This is a genomic window from Amycolatopsis oliviviridis (assembly GCF_014654365.1).
In the GTDB taxonomy this organism is placed as follows: domain Bacteria; phylum Actinomycetota; class Actinomycetes; order Mycobacteriales; family Pseudonocardiaceae; genus Amycolatopsis; species Amycolatopsis oliviviridis.
The window spans coordinates 437,275-450,093 of sequence record NZ_BNAY01000003.1; the positions used below are offsets into that span (position 1 = coordinate 437,275).

General features: G+C 68.6%; 11 protein-coding genes. 4 read left to right on the plus strand and 7 right to left on the minus strand.

The genetic code is table 11. The features are described from left to right. Positions 1-39: 39 nt before the first annotated feature. The 7 genes from IE302_RS15175 to IE302_RS15205 form a co-directional block, all read right to left on the minus strand. Positions 40-1,230, minus strand: coding sequence for an ATP-grasp domain-containing protein (locus tag IE302_RS15175; protein WP_191255160.1), 1,191 nt, complete (start codon positions 1,228-1,230; stop codon positions 40-42). Further along, a complete protein-coding gene (locus IE302_RS15180; protein ID WP_191255161.1) occupies positions 1,227-2,282 on the minus strand; it encodes a cysteine synthase family protein in 1,056 nt (351 codons plus the stop codon). Before IE302_RS15180 ends, IE302_RS15175 begins: the two co-directional genes overlap by 4 nt. Beyond that, positions 2,279-3,262, minus strand: a complete 984-nt coding sequence (locus IE302_RS15185; protein ID WP_191255162.1) for an ABC transporter substrate-binding protein — start codon at positions 3,260-3,262, stop codon at positions 2,279-2,281. Before IE302_RS15185 ends, IE302_RS15180 begins: the two co-directional genes overlap by 4 nt. Continuing rightward, positions 3,259-4,047 (minus strand): ABC transporter ATP-binding protein, encoded by a 789-nt coding sequence (locus IE302_RS15190; RefSeq protein WP_191255163.1) that lies wholly within the window; start codon positions 4,045-4,047, stop codon positions 3,259-3,261. The genes IE302_RS15185 and IE302_RS15190 overlap by 4 nt, the downstream gene beginning before the upstream one ends. Then, on the minus strand, positions 4,047-5,132 hold the full coding sequence (locus IE302_RS15195) for a FecCD family ABC transporter permease (protein WP_373308004.1): 1,086 nt from the start codon (positions 5,130-5,132) through the stop codon (positions 4,047-4,049). Before IE302_RS15195 ends, IE302_RS15190 begins: the two co-directional genes overlap by 1 nt. Continuing rightward, positions 5,122-5,862: a class I SAM-dependent methyltransferase gene (locus IE302_RS15200; RefSeq protein WP_191255164.1), complete on the minus strand. Its 741-nt coding sequence runs from the start codon at positions 5,860-5,862 to the stop codon at positions 5,122-5,124. Before IE302_RS15200 ends, IE302_RS15195 begins: the two co-directional genes overlap by 11 nt. A gap of 118 nt (positions 5,863-5,980) precedes the next feature. Further along, positions 5,981-6,985 carry a helix-turn-helix domain-containing protein gene (locus IE302_RS15205; protein ID WP_308436874.1) on the minus strand — a complete coding sequence of 335 codons (1,005 nt, stop codon included), beginning with the start codon at positions 6,983-6,985 and terminating at the stop codon, positions 5,981-5,983. A gap of 605 nt (positions 6,986-7,590) precedes the next feature. On the opposite strand from IE302_RS15205, the gene IE302_RS15210 reads away from it, so the two are divergent. From IE302_RS15210 to IE302_RS15225, 4 genes are all read left to right on the plus strand, one after another. After that, positions 7,591-9,033, plus strand: a complete 1,443-nt coding sequence (locus tag IE302_RS15210; RefSeq protein WP_191255166.1) for an FAD-dependent oxidoreductase — start codon at positions 7,591-7,593, stop codon at positions 9,031-9,033. Positions 9,034-9,043: 10 nt separating this feature from the next. Next, entirely contained in the window at positions 9,044-10,108 is a 1,065-nt protein-coding gene (locus IE302_RS15215) for a Gfo/Idh/MocA family oxidoreductase (protein ID WP_229907776.1), read from the plus strand. Next, positions 10,105-11,295: a hypothetical protein gene (locus tag IE302_RS15220; protein WP_191255168.1), complete on the plus strand. Its 1,191-nt coding sequence runs from the start codon at positions 10,105-10,107 to the stop codon at positions 11,293-11,295. Before IE302_RS15215 ends, IE302_RS15220 begins: the two co-directional genes overlap by 4 nt. 94 nt (positions 11,296-11,389) lie before the next feature. Further along, complete coding sequence (locus IE302_RS15225) at positions 11,390-12,748, plus strand: UDP-glucose dehydrogenase family protein (RefSeq protein WP_191255169.1); 1,359 nt, start codon at positions 11,390-11,392, stop codon at positions 12,746-12,748. Positions 12,749-12,819 lie beyond the last annotated feature (71 nt).

The following is a 12,819-nucleotide window of genomic DNA, read 5'->3' on the forward strand; positions in this document are numbered from 1 at the left end:
TCCAAAATAGAAAGTAGAGCTATCCATCTGAGGGAATTCTCAAGAACCGATCACCGGCGCGATCCCGCCCGCCGCGGCGAGCGCGCGATGCAACGCGAGTTCCGCCGTCGGTCCCTCCGCCAGCACGATCCCGGTGCAGGACCGCTGATCCGCGAGGTGCCGGATCTCGTCACCGGGACTCGCCGTCGGATACCACTCCGGCGCGCCGGGCAGACCGGCCAGCCGGTCGAGCCCGGACCAGCCCTTGAGCACGCCTTCCGTGACCGGATAGGCCAGCACGAACCCGATCCCCGGTCCCCCGCCGATCTCCTGGGTGAGCAGAGCGGGCTCCTCGCCCAGCGCCAGGGAGATCATCGCGGAATACACGTTGGTGCCCAGCGACCGGCACAGCGCTTCGCCGAGCATCGCCCCGCCGATCCGGATGTTGATCTCGACGACTTCCGCTCCCTCGGCGGTGAGTACGAATTCGGTGTGGGCGAAGCCCTGTTCGTGCCCGGCGGCCTTGAGCACCTGGCCGATCCACTCGTCCAGCCCGGCGAGCTCGGCCTCCGGGAAGGCCACCGGGAACGCGGCGGCCTCCTCCCGCCGCACCGGTTCGGGTGACAACTGCCGGGAGAGGATCCCGAGCAGCCGGGTCCTTCCTTGCCAGGTGACGGTTTCCGCGCTGTAGAGCGGGCCCGCGAAGTACGGTTCGGCGATCAGATGCCCCTTGAGCGGCGTGTCCTTCGCTTCTTCCCTGGCCCGATCGAGTTCGGCCGCGTCGCGGACGAGCCAGACGCCGCGCGACGACGTTCCCGAGGAATCCTTGACCACCAAAGGGAAACCGAGTTGTTCGGCGGCCGAGGCCGGCACCGGCCCGCCGCGGGTGAGTCCGTGTTCGTACAGCAGCTCACGCACCGCGCCCTTGTCCCGCAGCACGCGGACGGCCGCCGCGTCCGGACCGGGCAGGCCGAGCCGGGCGGTGAGTTCGGCGCCCGGCAGTGCCCAGGTGTCGGTCGAGTTGATGATCCCCGCGAGACCCGGGATGGCGCGCAACGCGGCTTCGCAGGCCGCGATGTCGGTGGTGTCGATGTCGACGACCTCGACCCTGTCCGGCCCCAGGACGCCGAGTTCGTAGCGGTAGATGTCGCGGTTTCCGGTGAACAGCACCAGTTTCCGCCCGGCTTCCGCGGCGGCGTCGGCCAGCCTGCCGAGACCGAAGGTGAGTGCTTCCAACAGGACGACGGTCACGAGACGCGCTCCTTCCGGTACAACGGCTGCGTGGGTACCCCGAACCGGCGGCGCCGCCAGTCCATCGCCGCCCACGGCAGGGCGAGGTCGTCCAGCGAGGTGATCTCACGCGGCGCGAGTCCCGCCGGGTCGACGGCCTCGCGATGCCGGGCGAAGACCCTTGCCGTGTACCGATGTCCGGTGTCGGCACCGATCACGACGTGCGTCCGCTCCGGATTCCGCGCGGCTTCCCAGCCCGCGACGAGGTACGCGGCCCCGGTGGAGAGCCCGGCGAAGACGGCGTGGTCGCGCATGAGCCCGATGGTCGCGGCCATGGCGTGCACGAAGTCCAGCCAATGGATCCGGTCGTACAGTTCGTGATCGACGTTGCCGAACGGGATGGCGGACCCGATCCCCGCGATGATCGCGTCCGGATCGGTGAACCGCTCGCTGCCGAAGGTGACGCTCCCGAACGGCTGGACCCCGGTCAGCCGGACGTCCGGATCGCGTTCGCGCAGCGACCGCGCGATCCCGCCGGTCGACGCGCCGGTGCCCACGCTGCCGACGACGGTCAGCGGCCCGGACGGCAGCGCGCGGGCGACGAGCTCGGCGACCTCGCCGTACCCCAGGTAGTGCACGGGATCGTGGTACTGGCGCATCCAATGCATGTCCGGATGCCGGTCCAGGAGTTCGCGCACCCGCGCGACCCGGCGCCGCTGGTCGAGGCGGAGGTCCTCGGACGGCGGCATCTGGTCGACCGTCGCGCCCAGGATCTCCAGCTGCGAACGCATGGTGAGATCGACGGTGGTGGACGCGACGATGTGGCAGCGCAGCCCGTGGCGATGACAGGCCATCGCCAGCGCGAGCGCGTAGATCCCGCTGGAGCTGTCGATCAGCGTCTGTCCTTTTCGGACTGTACCGTTCGCGAGCAGCGAGCGGACGGCACCGAGCGCCGCGTAGACCTTCAAGGTCTCGAAGCGGAGCAGCACGATGTTCGGTTCCAGCCGGATCAACGCCGGTGTCTTGATCGCGTCGGTGACGTGGTCGTGGACCGGTACGGACATGGTGGTCACCGGCCGATCGAGCGCAGGTACGCCGCCAGTGATTCGGCGCCCGCCGCGTTGCGCGGGCCGCTCACGAGGTCCCCGTAGGAGACGACGTGGAACCGGTTGTCGCGCACGGCGGGCGTGTTCTTCAGCTGTGACGCGGATTTGATGAACGCGATCTTGTCCTTCGCGGGCTGGTCGGCGTAATCCACCACGACGATCACCTCGGGTTCGGCCTTCACCACCGCTTCCCAGCCGACGCTGCCCCAGCCGTCCTGGAGGTCCCGAAAGACGTTCGTCCCGCCCGCGGCGTCGATGATGTCGTTGGGAGCGGCGTGTTTCCCCGACGTGAAGGGCTGATCGGTGCCGGAGTCGTAGACGAACACCTTGGCGGGCGGCGTCTTCGGCGCTCCCGCGCGGACCTTGTCGAAGCGCCCCTTGAGTTCCGCGACGAGTTCGTCGGCCCGCTGGCGGACGCCGAAGATGTCACCGAGGTTGCGCAGGTCGGTGTAGAGCGCTTCCAGCGGTGTCACCTCCGACTTCGCGGTGGGATACTCCCAGCAGGTCTCGGTGTGCAGGTAGCTCGAAATGCCGACCTGCTCCAGCAGTTTCGGCGTGATCCCGCGTTCTTCGCTGAACCCGGAGTTCCAGCCCGCGATCACCCAGTCCGCCTTGGCGTTGACCAGGATCTCGCGGGTGACCCGGGAAGTGCCGAGCCGTTCGACCTTGGCGTAGTCGTCCTTCCACGGCGAACCGGCGATCGACGGATCGCCGAGCGAGTTCATCACGTAGCCGCGCATCCGGCCGGCGAGCCCGAGCGAGAACATCTTCTCGGCACCGGAAACGTCGTAGGCCACCGGACGCTGCGGCGCCGGGAAGGTGACCTGCGCGCCGCAGTTGGTCACCGTGGCCCGCGCCGGCGCGGCGGGTCCGGCCTCGACCTGGGCACCGCAGGCGCTCAGGAGCAGTGCCGCGGCGAAGAGCGCGGTCACCCTGGACGGCTTCATCGTGAGATCCCCTCGGTTTCGTCGGCGGGAAGGTCGTAAAGCAGCTGGAGCGCACCGGTCACGGGATGGGTGACCGGGGTGACGTCGACGCCGAACACGGCGCGGACCGTTTCCGGTGTGAGCACTTCGGCCGGGGTGCCGCAGGCGGCGAGCGAGCCGCCGCGCAGCAACGCGATCCGGTGGCAGACGGCGGCGGCGAGGTTGAGGTCGTGCAGGGCGACGAGCACGGTGAGCCCGCAGTCGCGCAGGAATTTCAGCAGTTCGACCTGATGCCGGACGTCGAGGTGGTTGGTCGGCTCGTCGAGGACCAGCACCTCGGGTTCCTGGACCAGCGCCCTCGCCACCAGGACCCGCTGCCGTTCGCCGCCCGAAAGCGTCAGCACGCTGCGCTGGGCGAGGTGGGTGATGTCCATGCGCCGCAACGCTTCCCGGCACAGCGCGCGTTCGCGGGCCGAAAGCCGGAGGTTGCCGCGCTGATGCGGGGACCGGCCGAGCGCGACGACCTCCTCGACGGTGAAGTCCAGATCCGCCCGGCTGTCCTGGGTGAGCGCGGCGATCCGGCGGGCGGTGTCGCGCAGGCCCTGCTCGGCGAGATCGGTGCCGTCGAGCAGCACCGCGCCGCCGGATGGCGTCAAGGCCCGGTAGACGCAGCGCAGCGCGGTCGACTTGCCGCTGCCGTTCGGGCCGAGGAGCCCGACGACTTCGCCCGCGCCGACGTCCAGCCGCAGTTCGCGGATCAGCGTCGATCCGGCCACCTCGACGGAAAGGTCGTTCAGGGACAGCATCAGCGACCTCCGAACGCGTAGCCGCGGCGCCGCATCACCACGAGGAACACCGGGACGCCGATGAGCGCGGTGATCACCCCGAGCGGCAGTTCCTCGGGCGCGACGAGGGTGCGGGCGAGCAGATCGACCCACACCAGGAAGACCGCGCCCACCAGCGGCGCGAGCGCCAGCACGCGGCGATGTCCCGAGCCGGCGACCATCCGCACCACATGCGGCAGGACCAGCCCGACGAACCCGATCGAACCGCTGACCGCCACCAGCAGACCGGTGACGACGGCGGTGAGCAGGAAGAGCCAGCGGCGCAACGCGGCCGCGTCGGTGCCGAGGCTCATCGCGGTCTCGTCGCCCATCGACAGGACGTCGAGCGCGGTGCCGTAGCGCAGCAGGACCGCGATCGCGACGGCCACGCCGAACGCGGCCAGCGGCAAGGACGCCCAGGTCGCCGCGCCGAGACTGCCGAGCAGCCAGAAGAGCACGGTCTGCGCGGCCTGACCGTTCGGCGAGAGGTAGACGAGCACGCTCATCACCGCCTGGAAGGCGTAGGTGAGCGCGACCCCGGTGAGCACGAGACGCAACGGCGTCAGGCCGAATCTGCTGCGGGCGGCCAGATAGACCAGCGCGGTCGCGCCCAGCGCGCCGAGGAAGGCGGCTGTCGACAGCGCCAGCACGCCGAGTCCGGCGAACAGGCCGAACACCACGACGGCGGCGGCACCGACCGAGGCGCCCGAGGAGATCCCGAGTACGAACGGATCGGCGAGCGCGTTGCGCACCAGGGCCTGCACGGCGACCCCGACCACCGCGAGCCCCGCGCCGACGACGGCCGCCAGCAGCACCCGCGGCGTGCGGACCTGCCAGACGATCGAGTACCCGGTGACCTCGTCGCCGGTGATCGTGCCGCCGGTGATCGCCTTTCCCAGGTAGCGCAGGACATCCGGAAGGGCGACGGTGGACGGGCCGAGCGCGACGCCCGCGATCAGCGAGATCGCGAGCGCCACCGACAGCAGGAGCACCGGGCCCGTGAGCCGGAGCGGCCGGGCCGTCTCGTCGTCCGGTTCCGCGAACAGGCGGAGCGGTTCAGCCGGCACGTTCACCGCGCACGATCAGGCGGCGTGCGTGATTGTCGTAAGGCGAGCCGTCGAAATCGCCGAAGCACTCGACGCCGGTGAAGCCCACCGACTCGAACAGCGCCTTCAGCTCCGCGGCGCTGTACAAGAAGGACAGGATCGACGCTCGCTTCGCGACACCGTCGCGGACCAGGGTCCAATCGGTCTTGAGCCGGGTCCAGTCGTCGAGGATGGTGTCGCGCATGAACACCGTCCCGCCGTCGACGTCGACCGCCTTCGGGCGGCCGACCCAGCCGGCCAGCACCTCCTTGCCGAGGACGTCGATCAGCAGCCTGCCACCGGGCGCGAGGCTGGCGTAGGCGTTTCGCAGCACGGCGAGGTTGTCGCCGGGCTCGGTGAAGTAACCGAACGACGTGTACATGTTGATGATCAGGTCGTACGCGCCGGGCTCGACGTATTCGAGCATGTCGGCCTGGACCAGCTTCACCGCGACACCCGCGTTCTCGCAGGCCTCGCGCGCGCGTTCGAGCATGGCCGGGCTGAGGTCGACGCCGGTGACGTCGGCGCCCCGCTTCGCCAACGGCACGACGTGGATCGCCGGACCACAAGCCAGATCCAGCACCTTCGCGCCGTCGGCGATCTCCAGCAGCGGTGACGTGGCCGTCAGGCGTTCGGCCTCTTCGGCCCGGCTGGGCGGGAACATCACGTCCGCGAAGCCGACCCACAGGTCGTCGTCCTCGTACCAGTGCATCTCACTCCGCTCGCCGGGCGACACGATTCAGCCCCACAAGTCGTCGGAGGGTCGTCCTCGGTTCCCGGCGTTCCCGGCTTTCTCGTGGAGTGATCACACGGGCACGGGGCCGGCGGTGCTACGGAGGCGGGATCAGGTCGATGAAGAAGGCTTGATCGGGAGCGCTGGAGCAGCGTTCCCGGACGACCTCGGTGCCCACGGCGGTGTCCAGATCACGCAGGCCGAGGCATTCGCTCGTACCGAGGGGACGGATGACGTAACGGCCCGTCTCCACCAGGTCCGCCGGACCGACGGTGAACAGCTGGTCCAAACCATCGTCGTCACAGTCGTCGCGGGGTTCGACCAGGTCGTGTCCCATTCCTTCGTTCACGACCGTGAGACAGCCGATCCCGGTCTCCGGATGGTGCCACTGGATCTGCACGGCGTTCTCCTCCCCGACGGGATCGATGAACACGCGTGGCGAGCCGGCTCCACCGCAGGGCTGCTGCGCGACGATGGTGCCGGAGTAGAGCTCGGTCCGGTCCTTCCCCTCGGCGAGGCAGAGCTCGGGAGTGCGGGCGGGACGGATCTGCGCCCAGCTGCCCACCTCTCGCAAGTCCAGCCCCGGCACCACGGCCCCGGCGGTCTTGTTCTTCGTCGAGGCACCGAAGGAACGGGTCAGATATCCCAGGACGCTGGCGAACATGACACTCACGACCGCGACGACGATGACCGGCACCCGCCAACGCCGCCGTCGCCGCGATTCCGGCTCCGGTCCGGGTTCCGGCGAGACGATCTTCACCGTCAGGTCGTCGACGAGCCGCGGTGGCGTCCCCATCGCGATCCGGGTCCGGGCCTCCACCCATCTCCGTACTTGTTCGTCATCGAGTCCGCACGCGTGTGTGAACGTCTCGACGAACGATTCCCTCGGCAATGTGGTGCGGCCGAGAGTGGTCGCGACCGTACTCGCCGGAAGTGTTCCCCCGAGTTCATTCGCCCGGGCCGCCAACTGACGATAAGTCAATCCGGACCACGTTCTCAATACGCGCAGTGCCGCTGTGAACTCAGCCGGTGAAACCATTGAGTCCGGTGGTAGAACCGCCGTCGGCGGCTCCCCGTCGTCGCCCCCCTGATCCACAATCATCGCTCTAGACTGGCTGAGGCGATCCGAGCCGCGATACCGCCGTTCAGCGGCGCCGAAATCTTCCGTTCGGGCTACTCGAACGATTTCGAACAAGGCCGAACTGGCCGAAGGTTGCCCAGGCGCTGGTCAGGAAGTCAGGCTGACCCCAGTCGGCCCGACACCGACCACGTCAGGAGCGGCCCGGAAAATGCCGGGCTCCGAAAAATGAGCAAACGAGAAGAATCCGCGAGTACATCGTCAAGGGCGACGGTGAACCCGGCGGAAACACCTGGTTCAGCCCGGAAGACATCCACTGAAATCTCCGTTTCGAAGACCGGATGACGCTTGCCGTCACCCATACCGGGCGGTCATTACGACGATTTTGGAGAGAATCCTTCGCTTGTCGCGAATACATGTGCGGGCAAGGAAAATCGCTGCGCTTTTCGCAGTGGACCGGCAGTTTGCGGACCGGCGGCGCCGGGTCGATCGTATCGACCCGATCACCGTGAGTCGACAGGTCGAGCGTGGCCGTCTTCATTCACCATGCCCGTCGCCGGAACGACCAGGTCCCGTTCGAACTCGGTCGACCACCAATGGCGAACATCGGATTATCTGGAGCGTTGCTGATGGACAGCGGGCAAAACGAGGTGACCGAAAGGCAGGTCGTCGTCGTCGGAGCGGGTAATGCCGGTCTCTGCGCGGGTATAGCCGCACTACAGGCGGGTGCGGACTCCGTCACCGTACTGGAAGCCGCACCGAAGGAAATGCGTGGCGGAAACAGTTCCTTGACCAGGACAATGCGTTTCTCCTGGCAGGGAAGCCCATTCATCGCCGCACTGCTACGGGATGAGGACAAAGACCGGGTCGGCGAAATTCTGGCAGGCCGGACGGGATACTCGGACGAGCAGTACCTCGACGACTGGCTCCGGGTGTCCGGCGACCAGGTGGACGCCGCCCTCATCGAATCGATCGTCCGCCGTTCGACGGACACGATCAGCTGGATGCGCGACTTCGGGCAGCGCTGGGCGCCGAGGCCGACGCCGCTGCCCGGCGACGTGCCGATCGTCCTCGACGGCGGCGGCCAGAGCCTGCAGGACCGGAACTTCGACCGGTTCGAACGGCTCGGCGGAACGGTCCGCTACGACAGCCCGGTCACCGGCTTCGAGCGGACCGCCGACGGCCGCTACCTGCTCCACGGATCCGGGCCCGCGTTCCCGGTGCTCGCCGGCGCGCTGGTGCTGGCGTCGGCCGGTTTCGAGGCGGACACCGGGTTGCGGGCGCGTCATCTCGGCGAGGAATGGCGGGACGTGAAGCTGCGCGGCGTCCCGTTCAACGAAGGTGCTCCGCTGACGGCGGCCGTCGGAATCGGTGCCGACACCGCGGGCAACTGGGAGAAGTGCCACACCACGCCGCAGGGCGTCGGCCTGCCCGACCACATGCTGCCGGGGCAGATGCACAAGTCCCACGGCCTCGCCCGGTACGCCTTCCCGCTGGGCGTCGTGGTCAACCGGGACGGACGCCGCTTCTTCGACGAATCCGGCGGCTACAGCAACCTCACCTACGTCTCGCTGGGGCAGAAGATTCAGGAGCAGCCGGGCAGGATCGCGTTCCAGATCTTCGACGACAAGGTCGTCTCGGCGGGCGCGCTCCCGAACGGCTACCTCGGCGACCCGGCGTCGGTGACCGTCTCCTCGATCGAGGAAGGCGCCCGGCGGCTCGGGATCGACGCCGCGAACCTGGCCGCCGAAATCCAGCGGCTGCACGACGGCCAGGCGGAGAAGCGTCTCGGCACGCCCCCGTTCCTGTTCGTCCCGGTGGTCTGCGGTCTGACCTTCACCTACGGCGGGCTGTCCGTGACCCCCGGCGCCGAGGTGCGCGGCGGCGGGGAACCGATCAGCGGCCTCTACGCGGCAGGCGTGATCGTCGGCGGCCTTTACGACCAGGGATATCCGGGCGGCACCGGGTTGATGGCGGGTGCCGTGCTGGGCAGGGCGGCCGGCACCTCCGCCGCGGCCCACGCCCTCCGGTCGCGAGAAGGGAAGGCCCGTGCCGTCACCGTCGCCGACTGAGAAGACGATCGTGATCGTCGGACTCGGCAAGATCGGGTCGCTGTACGCCGAGTGCTACGGGCAGGCGGGTCACCGGATCGGCACCGTGGACATCGGGAACGGCGCCGACTGGGACCGGGTGGCCCGGGTGCCGGATCCCTCGGGAATCGACGCCTGGGTGGTCGCCACCCCGACGGCCACCCATCTCTCCGTGGTCGACGAGATCCTGCGGCATCAGCCCGATGCGCGGATCCTGCTGGAGAAGCCGGCCTGCTACCCGGACGAGCTCGACGGCCTCGACCGGACGGTCCGGCGCAATCCCCGTGCCCGGATCCTCGTCAACGACGTGTATTCCCACAGCGAGGCCGTTCGGCGTTTCGCCACTTCGGTGCGGCAGCTCGGCGAATTCGACCCGATCAGGAAGATCACCGTCGAATTCACCAAGAACCGCGAGCTCGACATCGCGAACGGCAGATTCGTCGACACCCGGTACGGCGAGGCAGGCTACGAGGGCTTCCACATGCTGAGCATTCTGCGATCGGTCCTCCCGGCCGATCAGTACCGGACGTATCTCCGGACGATCCCGTCGTCGGTGACGGCGGAGATGCGCGTGCGAACCTCGGTGGCGGGTTTGCCGGACATCGAGCTCTACACGTCGTCGACCGGCGCCATCGCCTATCCCGGGCTGGCCGGATTCGCCTTCCCCGAAGCCGTTTCGAGGAACTACCTCACCCCCGCGGTGATCCCCTACGGCTCCGAGTTCCGGTATCGCTTCGCGGACGTGGAACTCCGGTCCGGGCAGCACGTCACCTTGGTCTTCGAACCGTTCTACGGCGCGGAACCCGATCACAAGAACATCCACGCCGTCCACGTCCGGGGCACGGCGCCCGCGCGCCATTTCCTCGTCGCCGTCAACCATTTCAAGGAGGCGCTTCTGACGCAGCTGAACCTGTTGCAGCACCTCGGTGAGGGCACGTCGCTGGTACGCCCGGCCGAGCACCGGTTCCTCGCCGCGCTGGGTTCGGCGATGTTCACCGGAACCTTCCCGCAGACAACGGAAAACGAGAAGTTCGCACGAATTGGGAGCGAGACATGACGCGAAGCCTGGAAGATCTTTCGACGCTGTTGCGACCGGCCAAGGACATGCTGCCCGAGGTCTCGGACCGCGAAACGGCGGTGGCCGAGGTCACGAGCCAGATCAAGAACGACGACGACGCCCGTGCCTTGTTCACGAAGGTGTGCCGATTCGAAGCGCCGTTCACGGCGAGCTGGGTCCACGGTCCCGGCGACGATTCCCCTTACCTGTCACTGGAACTGGCCGCCGCGTCCCTGGACGACGACCGGTACCGCGCCCTGCTCGCCGAGGTCGTGCTGTCGACGTCGACGTCGATCCCTTACGACTACCGGGCCTTGGCCGCCGAAAGGCTCGTCCGGATCGGGGCAGGCGAGTTCACCGGCGCACTCCAGGAAGTCGTCGACTCGTACACACCGCTGCCCAAGCGCAGTCTCCAGGCGAAGATCGCCGTCCCCACCGACGGCATCGACCACCTCTTCGACATCCCGGAGACGGTGACCGGCAGGCTCAATCTCCTGATCGCGGCCAGCCGGGCGAAAACGCTGGAGAGCAGGCACATGCTCGCCGTGCGGGTTCTCGCGAACGGCGTCGTGCCCGCGGAACCGGTGGGCGACGCGGAGCGGCTGATCCTCGAAGACGTCAAGACGACCATGGTGGCGCCGTCGGACTACCTGGTGCCGTGGGACCAGGAATTCCCCGGCGAGAACGGCACGAACCTCACGCTCGCGGAACTGGTGCGCATCACGCTGATGTGCGGGGAATACGGGCTGCCGGACACCACCGTCCGGCCGGTCCTGGTCGACTTCTACCGCTCCGTGCTGCGGACCGGTGGCCGTTCGATCATCGGCCTCGCGGCCGGGGTGTTCCATGTGGAGCACGGCACGCTCGCCACGCCCTCCTACTACTACCAGGGCCGTGACGCGATCCTCGGCAAGGGCTGCGTGATCGACTGCGTCGGCGGGGCGGTCCTGCAGGAGGGTTCGTTCCTCGGCGGTGGCTACATGCCGATCCTGATCCACACGCACAAGCACATCCGCAAGGGCGGTCAGGCCGCCGCCTCGGAGCGGAAGCAGATCCTGCCGTGCATTTTCGCGGCGGAGGCGGGCGCCCGGTACCCGATGGACGCGATCGGCCTGTTCGAAACGGTGGACTACCTCGGCAAGGAGACCCCGTACCAGGGGATCCGGGCGATCCCGCACGCCAAGTGACATACGGCTGAACACGAAATCCACATCTCGCGATGCCATCGGGCAGGGCGGCTCCGTCCTGCCCGATGGCCTCGAAAATCGGAGGGTAAGGGAAATGGGTGCATCGTTGGGGGCCAAGGTCGCCGTGATCGGCGCGGGCTATGTCGGGCTGACCACGGCCGCGTGCCTCTCGTCCTTGGGACACAAGGTCGTCTGCGCGGACGTCGACCAGGAGAAGGTCGACGCGCTACGGCGTGGCGAGGCGACCATCCGGGAACCGGGGATCTGCGAACTGGTGGTGGACGGGCTGGCGTCCCGGCGGCTGGAGTTCGTCCTCGGCGCGAGCGCGGCGGCGGCGGGCGCGGACATCGTGATCCTTTGTGTACCGACGCCGATGGGCGCGACCGGCGCGGCCGATCTGAGGGCGCTGGAGTCCGTCGTGACCGAGCTTCGGGAGCTGCTGCCGCCCGGCTGCGTCGTGGTGAACAAGTCGACGGTCCCCGTCGGCACGGCGGCTCGCGTCGCGGGCCTGATCGATCGCGCCGACGTCGCGGTCGTGTCCAACCCGGAGTTCCTGCGCGAGGGGTTCGCGGTGCACGATTTCCTGAACCCCGACCGGATCGTGGTCGGCTCGTCCGATCGCGACCCGGCCCCCGCGCGGCGGGTCGCCGAGCTGTACGGGAAACTCGACACCGCCGTCCTGGTGACCGATTCCGCGAGCGCGGAGATGATCAAGTACGCGTCCAACTGCTATCTGGCGACGCGTCTGTCCTTTGTGAACACCGTCGCCGAACTGTGCGAGTACCTCGACGCGAGCATCGACGATGTCACGGCGGGAATGGGCTACGACGGGCGGATCGGTGACGCGTTCCTGCGGCCGGGACCGGGCTGGGGTGGCTCCTGCCTGCCGAAGGACACTTTCGCACTGCTGCGCACGGCGGAATCGGCGGGAAGTGATTTCGCCCTGCTGCGGGCAGCTATCGAGACCAACGTCAAGCAGCAGGAACTGGTGGTTGGAAAGGTGCGCAAGGCCGTCGGCGGAGATCTGGCCGGTGCCCGGATCGGCTTGCTGGGCTTGACGTTCAAGGCCGGGACGGACGATCTGCGGGACTCCCCGGCGCTGGCGGTCGCACGACGGCTGGCCGCCGAAGGCGCGGAGCTGTCCGGCTACGACCCCAGCGTCCACGCACCGGTCGCGGGTGTGACCGACGACGTCCGGATCACCGGAACCGCCTATCACGCGGCGAACGGCGCGGCGGCGATCGTGCTGCTGACCGAATGGCCGGAGTTCCGCGACCTCGACTGGGCACGGATCGCCGACCGGCTCGGCGGCTCGTCCGTCATCGACACCCGCAACCTCCTCGACCCGCCGACCGTGACCAGGACCGGCCTCGCGTACCAGGGCATCGGCCGTCCGGACAGTGCCGGGACTCCGCTGTCGCGCACCGCGGACATGGTCGGGCAGGTCGGTTGACCCAGGGTGGACGACGGGTGGCCCTGCTTGAGCCCCGCTCGTCGTCCGCTCCCCGCCGGCGTCGGGAACAG